This is a genomic window from Novosphingobium sp. YAF33, assembly GCF_052113265.1.
In the GTDB taxonomy this organism is placed as follows: domain Bacteria; phylum Pseudomonadota; class Alphaproteobacteria; order Sphingomonadales; family Sphingomonadaceae; genus Novosphingobium.
On sequence record NZ_JBFRCW010000003.1, the window covers coordinates 349482 to 375387 of the forward strand.

Consider the following 25906-nt stretch of genomic DNA (forward strand, 5'->3'; position numbering starts at 1 on the left):
AAATGACATTCGCGAAAAGTCGAGGTCTCTTCCGGTGAATATGTCGCCTGCTGCCCATTACCGAAGCGAATTGACCGGCGGCCTTGTCGTGCCTTGGGGCGCTTCCTAGATGTGCGCCCGACACATCAAGGAGTTGCTCATGGCCGACCTTACCTACACGCCGCCCGCCGTCTGGACCTGGGACAAGGGCAATGGCGGGGAATGGGCCAGCATCAACCGGCCCATCTCCGGCGCCACGCATGAGAAGGACCTGCCACGCGGTGAGCATCCGCTGCAACTCTACTCGCTGGGTACTCCCAATGGGCAGAAGGTCACGATCATGCTGGAAGAATTGCTGGCAGCAGGCGTGGCCGAGGCGGAGTACGACGCCTGGCTGATCGACATCGGCGAAGGCGACCAGTTCGGTTCGGGCTTCGTGTCGGTCAATCCGAACTCGAAGATTCCCGCTCTTCTGGATTGCTCGGGCGCATCGCCGGTCCGCGTGTTCGAATCGGGTGCGATCCTGCTCTACCTCGCGGAAAAGTTCGGGAAGTTCGTGCCGGCCGCTTATCCCGAGCGCGCAGAGTGTCTGTCCTGGCTGATGTGGCAGATGTCCACGGCTCCGCTGATCGGCGGCGGCTTCGGGCACTTCTATGCCTATGCCCCGGAGAAATACGAATATCCGATCAATCGCTATGCCATGGAAACCAAGCGCCTGTTCGACGTGGCCGACAAGCGCCTCGGCGAAACGCGATACCTGGCGGGCGATAGCTACACCATCGCCGATATCGCCGCTTATGGCTGGTTCGGCAGCTTCGTGCGAGGCGATGCCTATGGCGATGCGGCGCGCTTCCTGGACGTTCCTAGCTATACAAACCTGATCCGCTGGGGCGAGGAAGTCGGCGCCCGCGAGGCGGTCCAGCGCGGCCGCATCGTCAATCGCAAGGGCGACGGCTTCGTCCGCGAACGCCACAGTGCCGCGGATATCGACACCGTGCTGAAGGGCTGATCGCTTCCCCATAAAGCCGGCGCGGGAAAAGTGCTCGATAAGGGCTTTTCAGCGCCGGCTTTAGCCGCTAAGCGCGCAATCCCTGCTGGGGCGTCGCCAAGTGGTAAGGCACCGGTTTTTGGTACCGGCATTCGCAGGTTCGAATCCTGCCGCCCCAGCCAGTATTTGACCCATTCGACCAACATGGGTCCGAGGGTCTCAGAAGCAGCAAACTGGACCAGGCAGGTTTTGGATCCGCGACGGCAAGGCCGGAGTGTCGATCATTCTGACCGAACGATTGCTCACCGCCCTGGCCCTCCGTCGAAGACTGCCCATGAATCTCCCGCGTAGCATTCCGTTTGGGACAGCCTCCGGTCACGCGGTGGCCGGAGGCTTGATGGGGTCACTTTTGCACGGGCAGCTTCGCGAGTTCTGCGTCGATCTTTTCGAGGACTTCATCCGTGACGGTGTCGGATGAGTACGATTGAATCTGCTTCAGCGTCATACCCCGTGCCATCTCGATTTGGGGGTTACTCACAAGATCCGGGAGATACTTCGTGACAATGGCCTTGGTCGTGGGATTGTCTAGCAAGGTCCCGATAGAGGTCGTTGAAGTCGACAGGGCTGCTGCCGGAGCGGAGACAGCTGCGGGCTCGGCCGCATTGACCGATAGCGGAGCCGTGATGGCAGCCGCAAACGTTGCGGCGAGTAGAAATTTACGAAGCATATTGGTAGTCCTCTCTTCAGTGATTTTGCACTTTGCTGCTTCGAACGTCCCTTTGACCCTTTGAGGGCTGTCAGGGTCGGCCGGCAGTGCTTGCGTTGACCAGCGATCTTGCGTCACACACGACAGGATGGCCGAGAACAGCAAACCGAATCGCAAGTTGAGCGACACAGCATCGCATAAAGCCGGGCCGCTGGCATCATCAAGATCCACGCATGCCCGCGCCGTGCGATCGGGCAAGGCGCTGCAGGAAGCCATGCTGGCACTGCTGCAGCGCAAGCCCTTCGATCAGATCACCGTTCGCGACATCTGCGCTGAAGCCAAGGTCCATTACGCCACGTTCTTTCGCCATCATGAGACCAAGGAAGCCCTGCTCAGCGCCATCGCGAAAGACGAGATTGCGCATCTCAACCGATTGACGCTCTCCATCCGCGATGCGGAAAGCTACGAGGCCGGGTTTCAAGCCTTGTGCGGCTACGTTGCCGACCACCGCGCGCTCTGGGCCATCCTCCTCAACGGCGGAGCCGGCGGTGCCATGCGCGAGGAATGGCTTCGCGTATCCATGGTCGTGGCAAAAGAGGAACAGCCCATCAACGCCTGGCTCCCTACCGAGCTTGGAACGATCTGCGCTGCCTCGCTTATCGCCGAAACGCTTGCTTGGTGGGTTGGCCAACCCGAAGATGCCTACAGCGTCTCTGAGATCGCCAAGATCCTCTACAGGCTCCTTTCGACTTCGATCATGGCGCCCGATTGAGGCATACATCGTTCCCAGGATCGGTGCTCGGTTCCCAGGCTCGCTGCTTGAGGTGACGGTGCTTTTCAGAGACCAAATCTCGAAGATCGATCGCGGATCCTCCCTGCCCGGCATCGTTTCTAGTCGGAGGCGTCACTCCCAAGCGAGAGCGACACAATCCGAAGTCGAAAGGGCCGGGGTCTGGAAAACCCAAAGCCCTTCCGCTCGGAAATCATTTAACGCGAGCCGATTGCTGCGCGGAAAGTCACCCCGAATTCGCGAGGAGCGGTAACCGAAACACCCGCATAGCGGCTGGAGTAAACCGTCGATCCGATACCCGATACACTGAAGGTCGGCGGCCTGAGAAAGACGTCGGTGACGGAGGTGAACTGGGCGCGGTCATCCTGACTAATGAGCTTCGTCGTATCGAATATGTTCTTGGCGTAGACAGACACTTCCCAGGCCCCGTCCTGCGATCGCAGACCGCCGAACAGGTTCAACAGGCCGTAAGCCTTGACGTCGTCGAACGCATTGTTCGGGTCCGTCTTGGATTTGCCCTTCCAACTGAACAGTCCTCGCAGATAACCATCCATCTTGTTGCCGACCGGCAAAGTATACTCGGCCCTTAATACACCCGACCACTCGGGCTGGAAGGTTGCCGATTGACCGCCGCCCGGGCACTGCGCCACGCGTTCGCCGCTGTAAGCCTGCTGCATTTGCGCCAGGGTGGGCGTAACAGTATCGGGAATGCCGTCAGAGCCTACAGCGCCGGTCTGGTTGTCGAGCGCATCCGTGCAGGCCAGCAGAGCATTGCCGATCCGGCTGCGAGCGAAGTTGAGAGTTGCACCAAGATTCCAGCGCGGCGTTGGCGTGAATGCCAGTTCGACCTCGATCCCGTTCACCTTGATCGGAACCGCGCTAACGAAATTGAAATTGCCGATCGTCGGGGCGCCCGCCGAGTTGATGTCGATATAGGCAATACCGGCACCGCCCGCTCGATAAGGGTAATTCTTGTAGTCCTGATGATAGGCGGTCAGGTTGAACTGCAACCGGCGGTCGAACCAGTCCGATTTCAAGCCGACCTCGTAGGACTTCGAGCTTTCCGAAGGCAGCGAGATATGCGCGACTTCGTTCGCCGTGTATTCGGCATGCGTGAAATCGCCGATGGCCACAACCGGTGGGCGCCACGAGCTGCCGGTGGAGGCATAGACCATGAGCCCCGGCGTGAAACGATGCTTGATGCTTGCGCTGTAGATCGTGGTGTTCTCGCTGACGTCCGATTCCGTACCGTTCTGGCGCGTGCAACCACCGGCGGCATACATGTCGGGCGTGCAGCTGATGAACAGGCCGTCTCGGTTATCCGTGAAATGGATCCGCCGCAGTCCGCCTGAAAGCTCGGTGGATTCGGTGAGATGGAATGTCAGGTTACCGAAGAACGAGTCTTCCTTGGGCGTCCCCTTTGCAATGTAGATCGGCGTGTCGGTCACGCTTGGGGCGGCGATGGGAATACCGAGGCCGGCCAGTCGAAGCTGAGTGATACTGAGATCGTGGAGGTTGGTCTGCGAAGGTACCTGATAGTGGAAGTATCCGACGACGTAGTCGAACAGCCCGGCTACCCGGTCGAGGTTCTGCAAGCGCACCTCATGGCTGCTTGTCGTTCCCTTGGTGTCCGCAATCTGCGCAATTTCGAGATCCGGGAAGAAATTCGCAAGATCGCGGACGCCATAGCTGTGATACTTCTGGGAAGTAGCCGAGCCGACGTAAATGAGGCGCTGCCCCAACACGTCGACTTCCGCATTCCAGTTGTAGAACTGGAACTTCTGCTGGGTTGTACTCGGGCGGGACTGAACCGACAGCCGGTCGTTCAAGCCGATAGTGCCATAGTCGGGTGCACCGGTCGTCGGCACATAGTCGGGATCGTACCCGCTGACGGATCGCACCTGGTCAAAGCGTGTGCCGTCAGTCTGCATCGCTTCGTACAGGAAGCCCAGGCGAAGCCACTGCGTCGGTTCGAAGCGGACAGCCGCCCGAATTGCATTGGTCTCGCTGCGAGGCTTCTCATCACTATTCAGGCTGGTCACGCGGTTGCCGCGATCCTTGCTGTGAATGCCTGCCACGCGCACGCCCAGCACATCCGAGATGACAGGAATGTTCAGGGCGCCATTGAAATTGGCCGCCCCAGCCGAACCGAGCGTTCCGGCAAGATAGCCACCCGCTTCGACGAGGTCGGGCGCACGCGTGGTTACGGTGACCGAACCGGAGGGCGTCGACCGGCCGCGCAACGTGCCCTGCGGCCCCCGCAGCACTTCGATCTGCCCTACGTCGTACATCGTCTGCATGACGAAATTCGACGGTACCGGCGCATCGTTGCGATAATACTGAATCGTGCCGTTTTCGGCGCTCACATTCACGTCGTGATTGACGCCGCGAAGTGATGAGGAAGTCCCGATGCCGTTGGCGTTGGGCGTCAGCTGAAGACCCGGAACGACCGAACTGATCTCGGTGAAATTGCGGATGTTCAACTTGGAAATCGCCTCCGAGGTGACGGCATTCACCACCAGTGGCACATCCTGCAGGCTTTCATCACGGCGACGGGCTTGAACGATGATTTCGTTTGCCACTGATGCGTCGGTGGGGTCAGGCGGTGCGGCCGTTTGGTCCTGCCGAGCGATCGCCGGCACGGCCATAGCCAGCGTGCTCGCTCCCACGAACGTCAGCGCCATTTTCCTACGCATCGAATCCCCTTCCCTATCGATTTTTTTATTCTGATTTTTGTGCGCCACACTATCGCATTGGTCAATCCGTTTGCTGAATTCGGATCATCCGTTCGCTCTGGCGAAGTAGGCGCGTCGGGCCATTGGAAACGGGCCGGCGGAAACCCCGTGAGATTCCCCCGGCCCCGCTTCTCAATGGCAGGGTCAATCTACCGGCAGCAGGGCCAGATCCCGATCGACGGCATCAAGCGCTTCGTCGGTAAACTGGCCGGGCGCGAACTTCTGAATCGCGCGCAGGGTCATCGACTTCGCCATACCGATCCGCTTGTCTGCGGTTATCCCGGGAAAGTGCTGATCGAGCACGGCCTTGGCCCCGGGATCGGACAATAGCTTTGCCAACCTGGTTGAGGCGGTGGAGTACCCGGCGACCGGCACCGAGACCGGGACCGAAACTGGCGCGGGCGGCACCCCCCGCGGGCCGGATGCCGGTACCGACTTCTGGATCATGGGCGAGCGGGCAGGCGAAAGGTCGACCCCCGCCGCCGGTGTCAGCTTGAGGTGAAGTTCCGAAAGCCCGCGAATGATGAAACTCGGCTCGAAGTCCAGCTTGCGCGCTCCCCGCGGGCCGTGAACTTCAGCATCGAGATCGATGTCGGCAGTGTACTGGAGCAATTTCTCCAGAATGATCCGCACTTCCACCCGCGCGAGCGGCGCGCCTGCGCAAGTATGGGCGCTGCGCCCGAAGGCAACGTGCTCGCGGATTTTCGGCCGATCGAGCTTGAAAGTCTGGGGATCTTCCCAGCGCGCAGGGTCGCGGTTCGCAGCAGCGATCGACAGCATGATCTTGGTCCCCGCCGGTACCGGAATATCGCCGATCTTCGTGTCACGGCGCGCAAGACGGGCCGTCTGCTTGGTCGAACCCTCAAGCCGCAGAACTTCCTCGATCAGCGCCGGAACAAGCTTGGGATCGGCACGCAGCTTGTCCTGCAGGCCCGGCTGATCCACGATGTAGCGCATCGCATTGCCGAGAAGCTTCGCGCTCGTATCCTGGCCCGCGCCGAACATGAACATGCCAAGCTTGACGATGGCCATCTCGTCGGGAAGCGTGCCATCGGGATAGACGGCATTCGCCAGCTCGGAAAGAATATCCTGCTTCGGGTCGGCACGCCGTTCGGCGACGTATTGAGCGAAATAGCCGCCCATTATCATGAACGGATGATCTTCGGCATTGAGATCAAGTTCGCCGTCGAGATTGCCGGGAGGCGGCGCATCCTGAATGATGTCCATGAACTTCTGCCGGTCCTCGGCCGGGATGCCCAGAAGGTCGGCAATCACCAGCGTGACGAAAGGCGTCGCGATCGTCCTGACCAGTTCGACGCCGCCATTCGCCACCGCGTCACGCACCAGCTCGTCCGAGAAGGCCTGGATAAACTCCTCGTTCGCCTTGAGCCGCGAGGGTGTGAACAGCCGGTTGACGAGCGCGCGCAACTGCACATGCGCATTGTCGTCCAGATTGACCAGCAAGTCGCCACCGTGAAATTCGCCGCGATGCGCCTCGATCTGTGCCGTGATGTCGGGCCCATGCGGCGTGAACGGCAGCGGCGCCGAGGCGCCCTGCAAACCGATGATCGCCGAAAAATCCTCCGAATTGCGCATGATTTCCAGGGTTTCTTCAAAACCCATGACCATCAGATAGTCCTTGCCCTTGGGCTGATAGACTCTGCCCTTGCCCCTCACCGCTTCGAAATATGCGTAAGGATCGACGAGGATTTCGTGGTCGGTGAAGTAATCCCGATCTGCCAGTTCAGTCATGTGTCCCACTCCTGTTTCGTGCCCGCACTTTTCGCCGGCGAATATTGTATGTCTGGTCAATCTTCAGGGGCGATCTTCACGCGAAGTCCGTCGAGAGCGTCAGTAATCTGGAGCTGACATGAAAGGCGTGACTGGCTGCCGCGATGGCTGGACGAGTCCAGGAGGTCGTTCTCGTCCTCACTCATCGCCGCAAGAGCATCGGTGGGGCCGGCTTCGATGTGCACATGGCAGGTCGCGCACGAGCAACACCCGCCGCATAGCGCCAGCAGCTCGTCGAAGCCGGCGTCGCGGATGACTTCCATGACGGTCTGTCCGGGATTTGCGCGGAGAACTCGTTCCTCTCCGGATGCCCCTATGACGGTGATTGATGCCATTTCTCAGCACTCTCCAGGTTTGGCTTGTTGTGCGCTCTTGGATGAGACTTCCGCCGTCGGCGGCTTGATGCTGCCCGACCGGACAGTGGACGCCCAAAAGCGGCGCTTCGTTTTATGCGATACAGTGGCGCATACATCCAGCAGCCGGAGAGCGTCAACCCGGATTCCGGGACAGGGCTGGCGGTGAGATCGCGTTCGCGGTCCGCTTCACGGGTTTGATCGCCGCAGCGTTATTCCGGCCACGCGCCGGGCCAGCCAGGACATCTGGATAACGAAACCCGGTCATATGAAATAACGCGGTAGTACGGGCGCTTCGCATCGGTCTGACCGGCTTGACAGTCTGCACCCGCAATTTATACGCGACACATTGTCGCACAAAAGTGCGATGTGGGGAGAGTTGAGCAGATGCGCTTCAGGCAAGCATGTCTGCTTCTGCGAACGTCAGGCGAAAACATCTATGGCGAAGAGAACGCGATTTCGATCCGAAGCGGCAGCGCTGAAGCTGCTGCTGCTTTCGATCTCTGCGTGCTCATCCTTGGCATGTGCGCAAGACGGCTCAGTTGTCCCGCCGAGCGCACCGGATAAACTCGAAACGGATTTCTCCGATCCGCCCATGGATGCCCGTCCGCGCGTGTGGTGGCACTGGATCAACGGCAACATCACCGAGGAAGGACTTCTCAAGGATCTTGCCTGGATGAAACGCGTGGGGATTGGCGGCGCGCAGTCGTTCGACGTCAACCTCCAGAGTCCGCAAATCGTGGATCAGCGCCTGGTCTACATGACACCGGCCTGGCAAAAAGCCTTCAAGGCCGCCACCCGCGAAGCGGATCGCCTGGGTCTCGAACTGGCCATCGCCTCTTCGCCGGGCTGGTCGGAAACCGGCGGACCTTGGGTTTCCCCCGCCGATGGCATGAAAAAACTGGTCTGGAGCGAGGTTACCCTGGGCGGCGGAACGGGCGGCGGAAAGCGCGTCACCCTTGCGCTCCCCGCCCCGCCCACCGTGACCGGACCGTATCAATCAATAGCCGCAGCATCGGGAACGAACTCGACGATCAACGAGAAAGCGCCCGATGTCCCGGCGCCATTCTACCGCGACGTCAGAGTGCTCGCGATGCCGGCACTGGCAAGCACGGGCTCAGCCCTTCCGGCATTTGCCGATAGTTCAGGGAAGCCTCTCGACGCGAAAACATTGACGGACGGCGATTTCGAGACCGGGATCGACCTTGCGAAAGCAGCGAAGGGGCCAACGCTCCTCGCCGTTCGCTATCCGACTGCCCGTACAATCCGCGCCATGACCCTGTTCGTGCCCGGAGGATCGGGCAAGTTCATCGGCGCCAACCTCAAGGCAAGCCTCGAAGCGGAAGTCTCGGCGGGGAAATGGACCACCGTGACCGATGTGCCGCTGGCCCGTGTCCCCACCACGCTGGCATTCACGCCCGTGACTGCCCGGAACTTCCGCGTCTCCTTTCAGGAAGTCAGCAGCCTTCCCGACATCGCCCCGCCGCCTGCCGGTGTCGACCTGTCAGCGCTGGCCGCCGGGTTTTCAGGCGGAAGGCCAAGCACGTCGATCCGCATCACCGAGATCGAACTGTCCGGCCAGGAGCGGGTCAATCGCGTCGAAGCCAAGGCAGGTTTCGACATCGTTCCCGATTATTACCCACTCGACGCAGGCCTCGCCGATTCCGCCGGCGTACCTCCGGACAAGATCCTCGACCTGACCGATCGCCTGAAACCAGACGGCACGCTGGAATGGACGCCGCCCGCGGGGCGATGGCGCATCATTCGCTTCGGTTACTCGCTTGTCGGCACGATGAACCATCCGGCTCCGTTCGAGGCAACCGGCCTTGAAGTGGACAAGTACGATGCCGAGGCAGTCCGGCGCTACATGGATCACTATCTCGCGACTTACCGCCAGACGGTGGGTCCCGATCTGATGGGGCGCAGAGGTATCCGGGCAATCCTCAACGACAGCATCGAGGTTGGCGCCGCGAACTGGACGCCGCAGATGATCGCCCAGTTCAAGCGGCTGCGCGGGTATGATCCCGTCCCATGGATGCCCGCACTGACCGGGACGATCGTGGGATCGCGCCAGGAGAGCGAGCGCTTCCTCCACGATTTTCGGCGAACCCTGGCCGACCTTCTTGCCAGCGAGCATTATGGGACCATAGCCAAGACAGCGCATGACCATGAGCTGATCGTCTACGGCGAAGCGCTGGAAGATCATCGCCCTCTGCTCGGTGATGACATGGCGATGCGCAGATGGGCCGACGTGCCGATGTCCGCGATGTGGTCGTTCCAGCGCGACCGTGGCCCCAAGCCGAGCTATCTTGCCGACATGAAGGGCGCGGCCTCGGTCGCGCATGTCTATGGCCGCAAATACGTCGCCGCGGAATCGCTGACATCCATGCTGTCGCCCTGGGCTTTTGGCCCAGGCGACCTCAAGCGGATGATCGATCTCGAATTCGCGACCGGCATCAATCGCCCCATCATCCACACCTCGGTCCATGTTCCGGTGGAGGGCAAAAAACCTGGCCTGCGCCTCTCCATTTTCGGACAGGACTTCAACCGCAACGAGGCCTGGGCCGAACTCGCGCGGCCATGGATGGACTATATCGCGCGCAATTCCCACTTGCTTCAGCAAGGTACCAATGTCGCCGACATCGCCTATTTCTACGGCGAAGAGGCCCCGCTGACGTCCCTGTTCGGGGACAAGCCGGTCGCCGAGGTTCCGGCCGGCAACGCATTCGATTTCGTGAACGCCGATGCACTTCTCGGCGCACTCTCCAACGACGGCAGCGATCTGGTCAGCACGGGAGGCGCCCGGTACCGCGTGCTCTACCTGGGAGGTTCTGCCAGCAGGATGAGCCTTGCCGTTCTCGTCCGGACTGCCGAACTGGTTGAGGCCGGCGCGACGGTGATCGGCCCGCGCCCAACAAGCGATCCGGGCCTCACCGCAGACCCTGCGCGCTACCAGGCGCTGCTCGAAAAACTCTGGCCGGGATCCCCTGTTACCGAAATCGGGCGAGGCCGGGTGATCGCCGCGGCCGACCTTGCGGGAGCCTTGTCCCAAGCCGGCATCGCGCCGGATTTCGCGTTCGACGGCGGAAGGCAGGGCGCAGCGCTCCCCTTCGTCCATCGCCGGCTGCCCGGAGGCGATATCTATTTCGTCGCCAACCAGAAGGATCGCACCGAAACGATCACCGCGCGCTTCCGGGTCACCGGGAAGGTACCGGAACTGTGGCACGCCGACACGGGCAAGTCGGAACCGGTCAGCTTTACGGTTCAAGGCGGCGTGACAGCCATTCCCATGTCCCTCGCTTCGGACGAAGCCGTGCATGTGGTTTTCCGCAAGGACACCGCCGAGACCAGCCGCAAGGTCGCACCCGTCGAACTCACGAAAGCCGCACTCCTTGCAGGTCCATGGAACGTGGCATTCGAACAGGATCGCGGCGCGCCGCCTGAGACCCGGCTTGCCGAACTGTCCCCGCTCAATGAGAACACGCAGGCGTCGATCCGCTACTTCTCGGGGATCGCCACTTACACGAAGGAATTCGTGGCCCCGCGCGGATGGAAGAAAGGCAAGCCACTACTGCTCGATCTCGGCGAGGCGCGCGAGATCGCAGAGGTAAGAGTGAACGACCAATTCGCCGGCTATGCCTGGCACAAGCCTTATCGCATCGACATCGGCGCGCAGATGCATGCCGGCAAGAACCGGCTCTCGATCCGCGTTGCCAACCTTTGGGTCAATCGCCTCATCGGCGACGCGCAGCCTGGGAATGGGGAGGCCGGCGCGAAGAAAGTGACCTGGACCGCAACTCCGACATACCGGAAGGACGCTCCTTTGCGCCCGTCGGGGCTGCTCGGTCCGGTGCAGTTGCTGCTGCAACGGTGAATTTCGAAGAACAAAATCGGCCGAAACAAGCAGGAGAGCGGCGAGTGGGCAAAATCAAACGAATGCTGACGGCGATGATGCTGGGTGCGGCCATAACAGCCACCGCATTCGCCGCGCCTGCTTTCGCGGCACCCGATCGCGCCAGTGCCCAATCGGAAGACTCACAAGCGGGTGACGCAAGGCCGGCGATCGCATTGTCCCAGGGCTGGCGGTTTCATTTCGGGGACGCGCCTGGTTCCGTCACCGATGCCCGCTTCGACGACCGCGGCTGGGAGCAGGTCTCGGTCCCGCACAGCTGGAACCACATCGGCGCCTATGCGCTGACGCGCGGCACCGAAACCGACAACCGGCAAGGCGTGGGCTGGTACCGCCTCTGGGTCGACGCACCCGCGGCGAAATCGGGAGAACGCCAATATCTGGACTTTGCCGCGGTCGGCAAGCTGGCCGAGGTCTGGGTGAACGGCCGGCATGTCGGCACGCACAAGGGCGCGTTCGCCCGCTTCCGCCTCGACGTCACCGATGCCTGGAAGCCGGGGCAGCGTAACCTCGTGGTTGTGAGTGCCGATAACAGCAAGGTAGAACCCGGCAGTTCGACATCCGAAGTGATCCCCTTGTCCGGCGATTTCTTCGTGCATGGCGGCATCTACCGCGAGGTTTCGCTGCTCCAGCTTCCAGCGGCCTCGATCGATCCGCTCGATTTCGGCGGGCCAGGCGTTTACGCATACGCCGCGAAGATCACCCCGGAAAGTGCGACCGTCGAAATCCGCACGAAGCTGCGCAATGCAGGCGCGGCCCCGCGTAACCTGACACTCTCGACCGAGATCCGCGATGCGCGCGGCAAGATCGTCGCCCGCTCAGTTCAGCCCGTGACCTTGGCGCCCGGAGCCAGCGAGCAGCGCGCGAACGTGAACATCGCGCGGCCCCATCGCTGGAACGGCAGGGCCGATCCCTACCTCTACTCGGTCACCTCCACGCTTTCGGACGGAAAGGCCCGGCTCGACCGGGTCTCCCAGCCCCTGGGCCTTCGCACATTCCGCTTCGATGCCGATGCCGGCTTCTTCCTGAACGAGCGGCATGTGAAACTGCACGGCGTCTCACGCCATCAGGACGCGCTGGGCTCAGGCTGGGCACTCACACCCGAACAACATGCCGAGGACATGGCCCTGATCGAGGAGCTTGGCGCGAACACCATTCGCCAGGCCCACTACCAGCACGCCGATGCGTGGTCTGATCTGGCGGACAAGGCGGGAATGGTCGTGTGGGCGGAACTGCCATACGTCACCACGCCCAGCGTTTCCGGCGGGCAGGGTTCGGAAGCGCTCTGGACCAATGCCGAACAGCAACTGCGCGAGCAGATCCGTCAGAACTACAATCATCCCTCGATCCTGATGTGGTCGGTGGGCAACGAGGTGGATTCGGCCAAGGGCTTCGGTGTCAAAGGCAGCCCGCCCAAGCCATTGGCGTTGCTCCAGCACCTCAATGCGATCGCCAAGGAGGAAGACCCGCACCGCCCGACGACATTTGCGGACTGCTGCGAAGGGCTGACGCTGGTCCAGACCGCAGGCGAAAAACTTGCAGGGACGGCCGACCTCATCGGCTACAACCGCTATTACGGTTGGTACTATCCCAACCCGCTGCAGGCGCGGACCGACCTTGGCGACACGCTCGACAAGGTCCACCGGGATCACCCCGCCCTGCCCTTGTCGCTGAGCGAATATGGGGCGGGCGGCGCGATCAGCCAGCACAGTGACGATGTGCGGAACGGCTTCGTCAATTTCGTCGGGCGTCCCCATCCCGAGGAATATCAGGCCTGGGTTCACGAGCAGACCTGGCCCAGCATCGCCAAGCGCGATTTCGTCTTTGCCAGCTGGGTCTGGGCCATGTTCGACTTCTCCAGCGACCTGCGTGACGAAGGCGATGCCGTAGACCTCAACGACAAGGGGCTGGTCACCGCGGACCGCAAGGAGCGCAAGGACGCGTTCTGGTTTTACAAGGTCGCATGGAGCGATACCCCTGCCCTGCATCTCGCGGGGAAGCGGTATGTCGACCGGGCCTATCCCGTCATGGACGTGAAAGCCTATTCGACCGCCTCATCCGCGACGCTGGCGATCGATGGCAAACCGATCGGCACGGCGCCTTGCGCCGAATTCGTATGCGAATGGAAGAACGTCTCCCTTCGGCCCGGCGCCAATACGGTGGTGGTGACGGCCACGGAAGGCGGCAAGACGCTGCGCGATACCGCCCGTTGGAACGGGCCGGACGTCGAGCGCAACGGCCTGCGCATCAATGCCGGCAGCCTTGCCGGGCTCGATCTTGGCACGCGGCAATTCGGCTCCGACACTTTCGTGACGGGCGGCAAGCCCGTCGTGCTTAACCTTGTCGGCTTTGGCGGACGCTCGATGGCCCCCATCCGTCAGGTGGACGCTGCCGATCCCGGGCTGTTCGACTACTGGCGCGATGGCGCCGCCTTTTCCTACGACATCCCGCTGCCCAACGGCCAGTGGACAGTGACCCTGCACTTGTTCGAACCGCGCAAGACCTCCTCGCCCGATCAGTCTCTTGCCGTGAAAGCCAATGGCCAACCGGTCATCGAAGGCCTCAATCTCCTGAAGGAAGCCGGAGCGCCTCTCAAGGAACTGGTTCGTACCTTTCCTGTGACCGTCCTCCACGGCCGCCTGATCCTCGATTTTTCGAGCGTCTCGGGCAACGCGGCCCTGGCCGGGATTGAGATCACGCGGTGAGCGCGGGACGCCGCCACAATTTCCATGGAGAGAGACATGTTTGATCGACGCACGTTTCTGGCATCGAGCGCGGCAGCGGCCGCGCTTTCGGCAAGCGGAGCGAGAGCTGCCGATATTCCGGGCGAAACGGTCCGGGTCGATACCCGCGCGATTGCCGGTCCCCTGCCTCACGTATGGGAAGAGTGCGTAGGTTCGGACCGCGCCGCGATCACAATGCGCGAAGAATGGCGCCAGGACATGCGCCTCGGGCTGGCAGAGGCCGGTTTCAAGCGCGCCCGGTTCCACGGCATCTTCAACGACGAACTCGGCGTGTTCGGAAAGAGCATTCTTGAGATGCGAAGGAACGGCGGGCCGAACTGGCTCAACGTCCACCGCGTCTACGACGGTCTGCTCGACTTGGGCGTATCTCCCTATGTCGAACTCAGCTTCATGCCGGGCAAGCTCGCCTCAGGGAAAACCCAGTTCGGCTTTTACGGCGGCAACATCACGCCGCCCACTTCAGACGCCGAGTTCGCCGGTTTCATCACATCATTCACGACCGCCATGATAGAGCGCTACGGGCTGGAAACCGTGCGCAGCTGGCCGTTCGAGGTGTGGAACGAGCCCAACCTCTCCTTCTTCTGGACCGGTGACAAGCAGCGCTATTTCGAAATGTACAAGGCTGTGGCGACTGCGATCAAATCGGTCGATCCGCGTATCCAGGTCGGCGGGCCGGCAACGTCGAAGACAGCGTGGATCGGGGATTTCGCGCAGTGGTGCGCGGCGAACAATGCCCCCGTCGATTTCTTCGCCACGCATGCCTATGCCGGCGACGATCAGGACGACGTCTTCGGAAAGGGCGGTCCGCGCCGCAGCGTCAATGACGTCATTCCCGAGGCCCTTGCCAACGCCCGCCGCACGATCGATGCCGGTCCCTTCGCCGGCAAGCCGATGTGGCTGTCCGAATGGTCGTCAGACAGCCCGGCCATGATTGCCCATGTGATCGCCAATGGCATGGCGCACTGCGCCGGCATGTCACAATGGACGCTGAGCGGCATGTACGAGGAACTCGGCGTCGACGGCTACATGCTGAAGGAAGGCTCGATGGGCTGGAGCATGATGATCGACGGCATCGCCAAGCCCTCGTTCAATACCTACCGGCTGCTCCATCGCCTGGGGACGCAGCGCCTCGCCGCACAAGGGCCTGCTTTGGCATCGCGCGACAGGACCGGGCGGACTTCCGTGCTCCTGTGGAATCTGGCCGAAGTGGATCAGCCCGGAGGAATTCCCGGCATGACCGCGGAGCGCAAGATCATCGGAGGCGCCAAGCGGATGACGTTGCAATTCGACGGGCTCAAGGGACGGAAGACCGCCGAAGTCCGGTTCGTCGATTGGGAACGGGGATCGCCCATGCCGGCCTGGCGCGCCATGGGGTCTCCCCGCTATCCTTCGCGCGCCCAGATCGCGCATTTGCGCCAGGTCTCGCGTCCGGTGGTGGAAACGCACCGTCTGAATGCAGACGGCACCCTGGTCCTGGACCTGCCCGCCGAGGGTCTCGCGCTTGTCGAGCTCGCCTGACCCAGGCCGCGATGGCAGTGGGTCCCGGGGCTGGTTTTGCCCCGGGACCCTCCGCGATTTACGCTGCCATTCCGCCATCGAGCAGTAATGTGCTGCCGGTCATGAACATCGCCATGTCCGATGCGCAGAACAGAATGGCCCGGGCAATATCGTCGGCCACACCGACCCGGCCCAGTCGGCTGGTGCCGATCCCGGGGATCGGGCAATTCTTGATGGTCTCTTCGTCCCAGTCGGCAATGAACATGGTTTTTTCGGTGAGCGAAAAGCCAGGCGCGACGCCCAGCACCCGGATGCCTTGGGCGCCCAGTTCGATCGCCAGTTGCCTGGTGAGGCCCACCACCCCGTGCTTGGAGCTGCAATAGGCAGCCTGCCCTTCGGAAATCCCCCTGACTCCGGCCAGCGAGGCGACGTTGACGATCACGCCGCCCTGCCCCCTTGCGATCATCCGTCTTGCAGCCTCCCTGGCGCCTACGAAGGTGCCGCGCAAATTGATCGCGAGGACGTTATCGAACTCCTCCACATCCAGATCGAGCAGCGGTGAAAACGAGGGTATGCCCGCGTTGTTGACCCAGATGTCCAGCTTGCCGAAGCGGTTCTCCGCCAGGTCCGCAGCGGCGACAATCGAAGCTGCATCGCCGGCATCGAGACGGGTCGAAGTCACATCCGCAGAGAACCGCTCGGCCAGTTCCCTTGCGGTCACGGCCGCCGCTTCCTCATCGATATCGGCAATGAGAACGGCAGCTCCCGCCTCTGCAAGCCGCCGCGCCGCGGCTTTTCCCAGACCCCAGGCCGCACCGGTAACGACGGCGCTTCTGCCCTTGAGAGAGATCAGTTGATCGATCGAATGGTCCGAAACATCTGGCACTGGCATCCCCATTTCTCCTTATCCATCGAGCCTGTCCCGACTGGGTCATTTCCGTAGAAATTGCGGCTCCTGGATGTCCGCCCGGGCCAGTCGCGACTGCACCGCGAAATCGAATCGCGGCGATGGCGTGCCTATCTGCAGGCTGGACAGGTTTCAAGTTGTGCGCCACAATATCGCATAAACTGGCAGGGTCGAAGATCGCTGCCGGACAGGAAAAGGCACGGTGAACAGTCGCCGCGCGCCGCAAATGGGAGAAAGTGAATGGTTGCCGATCGTGTCGTCGTCGTCACGGGTGGAGCATCGGGTATCGGGCTTGGTGTCGCACGGCTTTTCGCGGACAAGGGCCATCCTGTCGCGATCCTCGACGTTCAGGAAGACGCCCTGAAGCGCGAGAGCGAAGCTCTCCGCGCGCAAGGCGCACGAATCGTCGCGCGCAAGGTCGATGTTTCCGATCGGGCCAGCATCGACGCCGCTTACGCAGCCGTTCGCGAAGAACTCGGCCCGATCGCGATCGTGGTCGCCAATGCCGGTATTTCCCAGGGCATTCCCTTTCAGGACGTGACCGTCGAAACCTGGCAGCGCATGATCGACATCAACCTTACCGGCGTGTTCCATACGGTTCAGGCCGCCTTGCCGGACATGGTCGATGCCAGGTGGGGCCGGATAATCACGATCTCGTCGCAGGCCGCGCAGTCCGGCGCCGGAGACCGCGCGCACTATTCCGCCGCCAAGGCCGGTGTGATCGGGTTGACCCGGTCTCTCGCCCGCGAATTTGCCGGGCAAGGCATTACCGTCAACACCATCCCGCCCTCGGTCGTTGCCACCCCCATGGCCGAGGCCGGTATTGCTGCCGGGACTTTCCCGCCGCTGGAAGTCATCTCCCAGCATATTCCCATCCCGCGTCCCGGTACCCCCGGCGATATCGCAGCAGCCTGCGAATACCTCGCCTCGGACGGTGCAAGCTACGTCACCGGCCAGGTCCTTGCCGTCAACGGCGGCATGTTCATCGGATAACGGGACATCGGCGGCGGCGCACCATCGGCAAGTCGCCGATGTCCGCCGCCGGGACTGCGTCACCTGGAAACACCTGGGAGCAAACACAATGACCAAGCCATCGGAAGCTCGAAAGCTGCGCATCGTGCAATGGGCCACTGGCACGGTAGGCGCGGCAGCCATGCGCGCCGTGCTCACGCACCCCGAGATGGAGCTTGTCGGCGTCAAGGTCTATTCGCCCGCCAAGGAAGGCAAGGATGCCGGCGCGCTATGCGGAATGCCGCCAACCGGCATCAAGGCGGTACGGGACCTGGCATCGGTGCTGGCGCTCAAGCCGGACTGCGTGCTCTACATGCCCGAACTGACCGACTACGATGACGTCTGCGCCCTTCTGGAAAACGGCATCAACATCTCTTCCACGCGGGCGGAGTTCTTCCATCCGGGAAGCATGGAGCCCATGATCCGCGCGCGGATCGAAGCGGCATGCCGCAACGGGGGCGCCACGCTGCACAGTTCGGGCAGCAGCCCCGGCTTCATCACCGAAGCCCTGCCTCTTGTCCTGCTGTCGCTCGCAAGGCGTCTGGATCTCCTTACCATCGATGAATTTGCCAACTGCATCGACGGCTGCTCGGAAGAGATGCTGGTCGGAATCATGGGCTTCGGCGAAACGGCCGAGGCTTTCGCCCGGCGCCCGTTCTACGAGCGGGACGAAGTGTTCAACCACTCCCTGCGCGCGCTGGCCGAGGCGGTTGGCATCGACATCGAGCGTTTCGAGGTTTCCAGCGAAGTGGCGCTCGCCAAACGTCCCGTTAAACTCCACGAAAGCACCATTCCAGCAGGTTCGGTTGCCGGACAGCGGATGGTGACGACCGGCTACCGCGGCGGAACGCCCGTCATGCGTTTTCGCTGCAACTGGTTCGTCACCGAAGAACTCGATCCCGCGTGGGACCTGCGCGGGGACGGGTGGCGGGTCACCGTCGAGGGGGACACGCCGCTCGATATCAGCATCGGCTTTCCCATTCCCCACGCCGATCGCCAGACAACGCTACCCAACCTGACGGCGCACCGCCCCGTCAACGCAGTATCCAGCATCTGCGCCGCTCCACCCGGTATCCTGACGACCGGATCGTTGCCCTCGGTCGTGGCCCGTTTGGGTTAGCCCCAGCGCTTTCCCATCAGTGGGAAGCACGCGCACCACACTACCTCGATCCAGCCTAAAACTCCCGCGCGAACGGCTCGGGTTCAATCCGAGGGCCGGCAGGAGGAGCCGCCATGGTGCAAGCTGGCGGCGCTCCATTCTAAGCGGAAATTGGCGGCTGAGATGGGTCAGTGGCTGACACTGGGCCAACGCAGACTGAGCCGCAGGATGTCGGCGGCTTCGTTGTCGGGATCGTCTTCGGCCACGACCGCATAGCGCCAAAGCTCATGAGCGGGATCCGCAACTGCCTCCTGCACGAGTTCTCCCAAAGGCCCGTCCTTGACCAGCCCAGCAGCGAGCGAGCCAGCTTTGTCCAACTGGCCATCGTAGCGGATCAGCCGCGCGGGTGTGTGGTATGAAACGTGCATTTGCAGACCCTTTCCCTTTTCTTCTGGCGACAATCGCGCCGCGCCATGAAACGCGGCACGGTTTCGAGAACAGGGAACGGCACGTCCGAGTGCCCGCATTTCAGGTTTTTGCGACAGTTCGGGCTATAGGCGCGCCAGACCCTTTGGCCAGATTGCCGGTTGCAACCTCCCGCGCCCGTCAAGAGCAGCGATAGATCTGTTCCAGTACCATGGCGGCTGCACCGCGCGCGTAGGCGCTTTTGTCTCCCAGCTTGAAGTGGAGCCTCGTGCGGCGGCGCAGCGCTGGAAACGTGTTTCGCTCCAGGGCATCGAAGAAGATGCTGCGCAGTTCGTCGATCATGGCGAACTTCGGGCCGAGAATGACCACGGCCTCCGGGTCCTGCATCGTGATGTGATTGGCAACGGCCACGCCGAGATAGTGGCTGGCCTGTTCCAGTATCGGCCCGATGTCGATCCTGCCCGCGGCCTGTTCGGCCATCAGGCCGTCGAAAGCGGCGTTCATCCTGTCAAAGTCGGGCAAGGGCCTGCCCAGTTGCGCGCAGGACTGCTCCATGATCGATTGCACGGAGCAATAAGCCTGAAGGCAGCCGATGCCGCCGCAGTAACAGGCTCTGCCCGTGTCGGGCACGACCTTGGTATGCCCGAATTCGGCGGCCATGCCGTGGACCCCGGTGACGAGCTGGCCGCCGCGGTACAAGGCGGCACCGATCCCCAGATCGATGTTGATCAGGGTGAAATCGTCCGCATGGGCAGCGGCGCCGTACCAATGCTCCGCGCGGGCCAGCAGATTGGTGCTGTTGTCGATGAGAGTGGCAACCCCCAGCGCCCCGCCGACGATGCCGCCGAAGTCCACCGGCCCGGAATCCAGCGAGGTGATATGCTCGACGATGCCCGTCCGATTGTTGACGATGCCGGGAATGCCGATGCCGATACGGTAGATCTCTTCCCGGGGGACGTCCCACTCGGCAAGGGCCTGTTCCAGCGCCGTGATGAATTGCCGTGCGAGACCTTCGATGGTCGTGTCCCGGGTCAGCGCTGCCTTGGCGAAGCCGAGGCTTTCGCCCCTGAGATTGACGATCTCCGTCAGCAGTTCGCCCTCGTTGGTGGGCGTGGTGCCGACGACGTAGCGTCCTTGCGGGTTTATCCGAAGGTTCACGCGCGGGCGGCCCGGGCCCGAGGTGGCCACCTTTTCCTCGATCACGATCCCGCGCCGGACCAGATCGGCAGTGATGGCCGTGATGGTTCCGCCGGTGAGGCCGGTCAGGCCGACCAGATCCGTCCGGGCCACGGGCTCGCTGGCGCGCAGCTTCTTCAGCACGAGCACTCGGTTGAATTCCTGATCGGTGAGCCGCATCGCGCTGTCATCGGCCAAACGCCATGCGCATGCAACCGCGCCGCCCGGGCGATTATTTTAATCTCTAAAATTTCCTCGCGACAGCCCATCTCGGTTATGTCACCCAAGGCCGCGAACGAACGACCATTTCCGAAAGACCAACACGGGCTGGACTGCGGGCAAGGCGCCCTCACCGGATCATGGCAGCACGGAGCACAGGAATGCCTTCTGCAAATCCCTCTCGCTTGAAACTGGCTGGATTGCTCACTGTAACGGCCGCCATGGCCATGGCGGCGATCGACCATTCCGCTGCCAATGCCCAGAGCGTAGCGGCCAAACAGGAGCCTGCCGCCGTGCCCGATGCGACTTTCGCAGAGCCCTATATCGACATCGACGAATGGCGCGATGCGCCGGTGCGCCATCGCTATGTCCATGGCGGCTTCAAGGGCACGGACACGCGCTTCTCGTTCTATTTCCCGCCCAAGGATCAGTACCAGGGCCGGTTCTTCCAGCACTTCACCCCTGCCCCGGACAACGAAAACCTGGCCCAGCGGTCGACGACGCCCACCAACGACAAGCTGTCCTTCGCAATCGCGAGCGGGGCCTATTTCGTCGAGACCAATGGCGGCGGTCCTGCCGTCGCCGGATATGGATCGAGCGATCCCACGATCGGCGCCTACCGGGCCAATGCCGCGGCCGCGCAGTATTCGCGCGTGGTCGCGGTGAAGATGTACGGCGGCAAGCGGCCCTACGGCTATGCCTATGGCGGCAGCGGCGGCGGCTACCGAACGGTCGGTTCGATGGAAAACACGCGCGGCGTGTGGGATGGCGCGGTGCCCTACGTGCTGGGTTCGAGCATGGCGATCCCCAACTCGTTCACGGTGCGCATGCATGCGATGCGCCTGCTTCAGGACAAGTTCCCGCAGATCGTCGACGCCATGGAGCCGGGCGGCAGCGGCGATCCTTATGCAGGGCTCAGCGCGGAACAGGCCTCGGCCTTGCGCGAAGTGACGCGCATGGGCTTCCCGCCGAAATCGTGGTTCGGCTGGAAGACGATGGGGATCCACGGCTTCGCCGCGCTCTACGGCGGCGTGCTGATGGCCGATCCCGGCTATTTCACCGATTTCTGGACGAAGCCCGGATATCTTGGCTTCGACCATCCCGAGAGTTTCGCCGGCTATCGCTTGCAGCATGAAACGGCGATCTCGGCGCCGATCACGGCGGCCGAAGCAGCGCGCCTCAAGATCCACACCGGCGTCACCGACGGCAAGGTCCAGGGCAATGTGGACGACAGTTTCGCCGCCCTGCAGGGCAAGGAAGCGAAGAACGTGGTCGCCGTCCGCCTCGCCAAGGCGCCGCCAAGAGTTCAGTTCCTGGGCGGCGACCTGATGGTCAAGTCCGGCGCCGCCAAGGGCGCGCGCCTCACGGTCAGCCGCATCGAAGGCGACGTGGCGGTGCTGGGCATCGTCGATCCCGCCGTGGCCGCCAAGCTGGCAGCGGGCGACGAAGTCAGTCTCGACAATTCGAACTTCCTGGCCGCGCAGACCTACCATCGCCACCAGGTCCCCGGCCCCGAATTCAAGGTCTGGAACCAGTTCCGCGGGGCAGACGGCAAGCCGCTCTATCCGCAGCGGCCCATGCTGCTCGGGCCTGTCTTCACGCAGGCGACCGCCGGTTCGGTGCCGAAAGGCAATTTCGATGGGAAGATGATCCTGGTGGAATCCCTCTGGGACCGCGAGGCATTCCCCTGGTCGGCCGACTGGTATCGCGGCCTCGTCACTGCTCACTTCGGCGCTGCGACGGACGATCATTTCCGCCTCTGGTACACCGACCATGCGCTCCACGGCGATTCAGACCCCGAAGACCCGACGCATACCATCACTTATGTGCCGGTGCTCAACCAGGCCCTGCGCGACCTGGCGCTCTGGGTGGAGAAAGGTATCGCTCCGCCCGCGTCCACGAGCTACCGCTTCGACGATGGCCAGATCGTCGTCCCGGCCGGGGCGGCGGATCGTCACGGCGTGCAGCCGGTCATCGACCTCAAGGTCGCAGGGGACGTTCGCGCCGAGGTCAAGGCGGGCCAGAAGGTCACTTTCGTCGGCAAGATCGATGTTCCGCCCGGCGCCGGCGCAATCGTCGCGGCGCAATGGGATTTCGACGGCGCGGGCACATTCCCTGTCGAATCCGAAATCCGCTCCGGAGCCCGTTCGGCGACCGTCACGGTGACTCACACCTTCGCCCGGCCCGGCACCTATTTCCCCACATTGCGCGGCACGTCGCAGCGAGAGGGCGACAAGAACACGCCCTTTGCCCGCATCCAGAACCTCGGGCGCGTCAGGGTCGTCGTGAAATAGCGGCCCGCCCCTTGTGGACGCGGCCCGTCTTCGCGGTCAGATTTCCTTGAGTTCCGTGACGAACTCGTAGCGATCGCCGCGGTAGACCGAACGGGTGAACTCGACGATCCGGCCGTCGGGAATGCGGGTCTTGCGCTCTATGCGCAGCACTTCGGAATTCTGCTTCACGCAGAGGATGCCGGCCTCGGTCGGGGTCGCCAGCGAGGCGCGGACGCGCTGCGTGCCGGAAGTCGGGCGGAATCCGTGGATGTCGAGCGCCTGGTAAAGCGAATCTCCGAGCGCGGTCAGGTCCGGCATGAACTGCGCCGGGATCACGGCATGTTCGATCGCCAGCGGCTCGCCGCCGGCCAGGCGGACGCGGCCCAGCCGGGCGACGGAAGCGTTGGCGGGGATCTCCAGCGCCGCCGCCTCTTCCTCGGTCGGCTGCGCATAGGCCTTGTTGATCCACACCACGCCGGGGTTCTCGCCGCGCGAGCGGGTATCGTCGCTGAAGCTGCTGAGCCTGGCGCCGGGTGCCTCGATCCGCTTGGCTACGAAAGTGCCCGAACCCTGCTTGCGGAACAGCACGCCTTCCTCGATGAGCTGCTCGATACCCTTGCGCACGGTAACGCGCGACAGGCCCGCCATCTCGCTGAGGTCCCGTTCGGATGGGAGCGCGCTGCCCGGATCGATCGCACCGCTGCTGATGTGCTCGCGCAGGCTGCGGGCAAGCTGCAGATAGAGCGGCGTGCCCTCTTCGCTGCGGGTCCAGGCAATGTCGCGCATCGTCGATCAGTCTCGCTTTTCCAGCAGTTGCAGGACCTGGCGCAGATTGCCGCCATTGTCYTCGAGCAGCGTGTTCGCCTCTGCGAGAGGAACGCCCAGCGCGACGATCACGCCGAGCCGGATTTCGTTTCCTGCCGTTTCCAGCGCGCGGGCCGCGACTTCCGCGTCGACCCCGGCGATATCCTGAACCATGGTCCGCCCCCGTTGCAAGAGCTTCGCATTCGAAATGCGCATGGCCACCATGCGCCCCTGATAGACCAGGCCGCGGCGCAGCATGATCGCGGTGGACAGCAGGTTCAGCACGGCCTTCTGCGCAGTACCCGCCTTCATGCGGGTGGAACCGGCAACCACTTCGCTGCCGGTGACGGCCAGGATGGCATGTTCGGACGTGTCGAGCAGGACCGAGCCGGCATTGTTGGCGATGCCGATGGTGAGCGCACCCGCGGCGCGGGCTTCCTCGATCGCGGCAACGGTGTAGGGCGTGCGGCCGCTGGCAGCGACGCCGATCACCACGTCCGAGGGGCCGATGCCCCGTTCGCGCACTTCGGCGCGGCCGGCCTCGACATCGTCCTCGGCGCCTTCATAAGCCTCGGTCAGGGCGCCGATGCCCCCGGCCATGAGGAAGACCATGCGGTCCATCGTCCAGCCGAACGTCGGATAAAGCTCCGTGCCGTCCTGCACGGCAAGGCGGCCCGAGGTGCCCGCCCCCACGAAGACCAGCCGGCCGGTATCGCCCAGCCGCAGCGCCGCCGCTTCGGCGGCGCGGGCAATCGCCCGGGTCTGCGACTGGATCGAGGCGATGGCCGCCATCTGCCCTTCAAGCATGGCCTCCACGGCCAGTTCGGTCGGCCAGAGGTCGAGATCGAGGTATCGGGCGTCGAGCGCTTCAGTATTCATGGTATCCTTTGTCCCTTGTGGGGATCAACGTTCGGGGATCAACGTTCAACAGGGGCCATCGTCTTGCCCGATCCGGCCGGCGCGGCGCAGATCGCGAAAGCGATGACCGTGCCGATGCAAAGCTGGAACGGGAACGACAGGCTGCTCAGGGCGGCCGGAAGGCCGATGGCATGGGCGATGGAAGGCTGGAGCAACAGGATCGTGACGAAGCCGACGAGAAGCGCGGCGATGACCGATCCGGTGGTGCCCCGTCCGGTGAACAGCGCGGTGAAGTAGACACCCAGCAGGCCGGCGTACGTGAAGACCATCACTTGCAGGGCGAATTCCAGCAGCCCCATGTCGGTGTAGCGCTGCCAGTAGAACGAGACCACGGCCATGACGAACATGGCAAAGCCGATCACGCCCATGCCCACGCGCCCCGCCGAGACGAAGTGATGCTCTGGCGCGGTGCCACGCTTCTCGCGCCAGGGGCGGTAGAAGTCCTGGACCAGCACCGAGGACATGGCGTTGAGCGCCGAGTTCGTGGTGGCGACGGCCGCCGCGCAGATGCCCACGGTCACCAGTCCGCGCAGTCCGCCGGGAAGCTGGGTGAGGATGTAGTGCATGAAGATGCTGATCTTCTCGCCCCCGAACTGGTTGCCGGCAGCCGCCGTGGCGCCGCCCATCAGGTCGGGCCGGTCGTAGAAGACATAAAGCAGCAGGCCGATGACGATGAACATGCCCACCACCGGCAGCGTCGCGAAGACCGAGAGGTAAAGGCTGCGCGCGCCGGTCTTGGCGTCCTTGCAGGCCAGCAGGCGCTGCGTCGTGTCCTGGTCCATGCCGGCATTCGCGATGTAGAGCAGCGACAGGCCGAGCACGATGGCCAGCATCGAGAAGGGACGCGAAAGGTCCATCGAGAAATCGAAGAACTTCAGCTTGTTCACGCCTTCGGGCGTATGGGAAAGGCCGTGGATGATCTCGCCGGTGGACGCGGGGATCGAGAGGCGCAGGAAGACGAGCACCGCGATCGCCGATCCCAGGTAGACCACGAACTGGATGAGGTCGTTCCAGAGCACCGACTTGAGGCCGCCCACGAACGTGAAGAGCACGCTCGCCACGATGAGCACGGCGGCGGCGATCATGATGCCCTGGGCCTCGACCGTGCCGGTGATGACCATGGCCAGCGCGATGGCGGCCAGATAGACGCGCGCGCCGCCTGCGAAGACGCGGCCGACCAGGAACATGCCCCCTGCCCAGCGCGTCRCTTTCTCGTTGAAGCGCAAGGTCAGCAGTTCATAGGCCGTCGTCGCCTTGATGGCGTAGAAGCGCGGGATCATGACATGGGCAACGAAGATCGCGCCGATCAGCCCGCCGATATTGCCGCTGAGGTAGGTAAGGTCCCCGTGATAGCCGTAATCCGGCCCGCCCAGGAAAGTGGCTGCGGACTGGGTGGCGGACAGCACCGAGATGGCCGCGAGCCAGGCCGGAACGCTGCCGCCCGCCAGGAAATAGTCATGCGCGGATTCGGTCTTGCGCGGCGTGAAGATCCAGCCTCCCGCGACCAGCAGCAGCAGGTAGGCGGCGATCACCAGCCAGTCCGCCATCGAGAAAGGCAGCGTCATCGAATTCGTCTCCGG

At 63.0% G+C, this 25906-nt stretch carries 18 protein-coding genes and 1 tRNA gene; 9 read left to right on the top strand and 10 right to left on the bottom strand.

Features of this window, described 5'->3' with window-relative positions:
* Positions 1-139: 139 nt before the first annotated feature.
* Complete coding sequence (gene yghU / locus AB4Z00_RS08855) at positions 140-988, top strand: glutathione-dependent disulfide-bond oxidoreductase (RefSeq protein ID WP_134092757.1); 849 nt, start codon at positions 140-142, stop codon at positions 986-988.
* 86 nt (positions 989-1074) lie between these two features.
* Positions 1075-1149, top strand: a tRNA-Gln gene (locus tag AB4Z00_RS08860).
* 221 nt (positions 1150-1370) lie between these two features.
* On the opposite strand, the gene AB4Z00_RS08865 is transcribed toward AB4Z00_RS08860, so the two are convergent.
* The gene (locus tag AB4Z00_RS08865) at positions 1371-1694 is read right to left on the bottom strand and encodes a hypothetical protein (RefSeq protein WP_442045652.1); all 324 of its coding nucleotides are present in this window, start codon (positions 1692-1694) and stop codon (positions 1371-1373) included.
* Between the two features lie 127 nt (positions 1695-1821).
* Between AB4Z00_RS08865 and AB4Z00_RS08870 the strand changes: the two genes are divergently transcribed.
* A complete protein-coding gene (locus AB4Z00_RS08870) occupies positions 1822-2445 on the top strand; it encodes a TetR/AcrR family transcriptional regulator (protein WP_442045653.1) in 624 nt (207 codons plus the stop codon).
* A 215-nt stretch (positions 2446-2660) separates the two neighbouring features.
* On the opposite strand, the gene AB4Z00_RS08875 is transcribed toward AB4Z00_RS08870, so the two are convergent.
* The 3 genes from AB4Z00_RS08875 to AB4Z00_RS08885 all read right to left on the bottom strand — a co-directional run bounded on the left by AB4Z00_RS08875 (position 2661) and on the right by AB4Z00_RS08885 (position 7324).
* On the bottom strand, positions 2661-5147 hold the full coding sequence (locus tag AB4Z00_RS08875; RefSeq protein ID WP_442045654.1) for a TonB-dependent receptor: 2487 nt from the start codon (positions 5145-5147) through the stop codon (positions 2661-2663).
* A 195-nt stretch (positions 5148-5342) separates the two neighbouring features.
* A complete protein-coding gene (locus tag AB4Z00_RS08880; protein ID WP_442045655.1) occupies positions 5343-6950 on the bottom strand; it encodes a cytochrome P450 in 1608 nt (535 codons plus the stop codon).
* A gap of 56 nt (positions 6951-7006) precedes the next feature.
* Entirely contained in the window at positions 7007-7324 is a 318-nt protein-coding gene (locus AB4Z00_RS08885; protein WP_314468116.1) for a 2Fe-2S iron-sulfur cluster-binding protein, read from the bottom strand.
* Between the two features lie 613 nt (positions 7325-7937).
* On the opposite strand from AB4Z00_RS08885, the gene AB4Z00_RS08890 reads away from it, so the two are divergent.
* Genes AB4Z00_RS08890 through AB4Z00_RS08900 form a run of 3 tightly spaced genes read left to right on the top strand, consistent with a single transcriptional unit; the run spans position 7938 to position 15514 of the window.
* On the top strand, positions 7938-11216 hold the full coding sequence (locus tag AB4Z00_RS08890) for a glycosyl hydrolase (RefSeq protein WP_442045656.1): 3279 nt from the start codon (positions 7938-7940) through the stop codon (positions 11214-11216).
* Positions 11217-11260: 44 nt separating this feature from the next.
* Complete coding sequence (locus AB4Z00_RS08895; protein ID WP_442045657.1) at positions 11261-13957, top strand: glycoside hydrolase family 2 TIM barrel-domain containing protein; 2697 nt, start codon at positions 11261-11263, stop codon at positions 13955-13957.
* A gap of 36 nt (positions 13958-13993) precedes the next feature.
* The gene (locus tag AB4Z00_RS08900) at positions 13994-15514 is read left to right on the top strand and encodes a GH39 family glycosyl hydrolase (RefSeq protein ID WP_442045658.1); all 1521 of its coding nucleotides are present in this window, start codon (positions 13994-13996) and stop codon (positions 15512-15514) included.
* Positions 15515-15572: 58 nt separating this feature from the next.
* On the opposite strand, the gene AB4Z00_RS08905 is transcribed toward AB4Z00_RS08900, so the two are convergent.
* Entirely contained in the window at positions 15573-16385 is an 813-nt protein-coding gene (locus AB4Z00_RS08905) for an SDR family NAD(P)-dependent oxidoreductase (RefSeq protein ID WP_442045659.1), read from the bottom strand.
* 255 nt (positions 16386-16640) lie between these two features.
* Here AB4Z00_RS08905 and AB4Z00_RS08910 point away from each other — a divergent pair, with 255 nt between their 5' ends.
* Both AB4Z00_RS08910 and AB4Z00_RS08915 read left to right on the top strand, forming a co-directional pair.
* Positions 16641-17393, top strand: a complete 753-nt coding sequence (locus tag AB4Z00_RS08910; protein WP_442045660.1) for an SDR family NAD(P)-dependent oxidoreductase — start codon at positions 16641-16643, stop codon at positions 17391-17393.
* Positions 17394-17481: 88 nt separating this feature from the next.
* Complete coding sequence (locus AB4Z00_RS08915; protein WP_442045661.1) at positions 17482-18531, top strand: NAD(P)H-dependent amine dehydrogenase family protein; 1050 nt, start codon at positions 17482-17484, stop codon at positions 18529-18531.
* A gap of 167 nt (positions 18532-18698) precedes the next feature.
* Here the strand turns inward: AB4Z00_RS08915 and AB4Z00_RS08920 are convergent, their stop codons facing one another.
* Positions 18699-18938 carry a hypothetical protein gene (locus AB4Z00_RS08920; RefSeq protein WP_132262330.1) on the bottom strand — a complete coding sequence of 80 codons (240 nt, stop codon included), beginning with the start codon at positions 18936-18938 and terminating at the stop codon, positions 18699-18701.
* A 178-nt stretch (positions 18939-19116) separates the two neighbouring features.
* Positions 19117-20292, bottom strand: a complete 1176-nt coding sequence (locus tag AB4Z00_RS08925) for an ROK family protein (RefSeq protein ID WP_442045662.1) — start codon at positions 20290-20292, stop codon at positions 19117-19119.
* Positions 20293-20492: 200 nt separating this feature from the next.
* Here AB4Z00_RS08925 and AB4Z00_RS08930 point away from each other — a divergent pair, with 200 nt between their 5' ends.
* Entirely contained in the window at positions 20493-22625 is a 2133-nt protein-coding gene (locus tag AB4Z00_RS08930) for a PKD domain-containing protein (protein ID WP_442045663.1), read from the top strand.
* A 36-nt stretch (positions 22626-22661) separates the two neighbouring features.
* Here the strand turns inward: AB4Z00_RS08930 and AB4Z00_RS08935 are convergent, their stop codons facing one another.
* Genes AB4Z00_RS08935 through AB4Z00_RS08945 form a run of 3 tightly spaced genes read right to left on the bottom strand, consistent with a single transcriptional unit; the run spans position 22662 to position 25891 of the window.
* Positions 22662-23390, bottom strand: a complete 729-nt coding sequence (locus AB4Z00_RS08935; protein ID WP_132262327.1) for a GntR family transcriptional regulator — start codon at positions 23388-23390, stop codon at positions 22662-22664.
* Positions 23391-23396: 6 nt separating this feature from the next.
* Positions 23397-24287, bottom strand: a complete 891-nt coding sequence (locus AB4Z00_RS08940) for an N-acetylmuramic acid 6-phosphate etherase (RefSeq protein WP_134092745.1) — start codon at positions 24285-24287, stop codon at positions 23397-23399.
* A gap of 38 nt (positions 24288-24325) precedes the next feature.
* Positions 24326-25891, bottom strand: a complete 1566-nt coding sequence (locus AB4Z00_RS08945; RefSeq protein ID WP_442045664.1) for a sodium:solute symporter — start codon at positions 25889-25891, stop codon at positions 24326-24328.
* Positions 25892-25906: the final 15 nt, after the last annotated feature.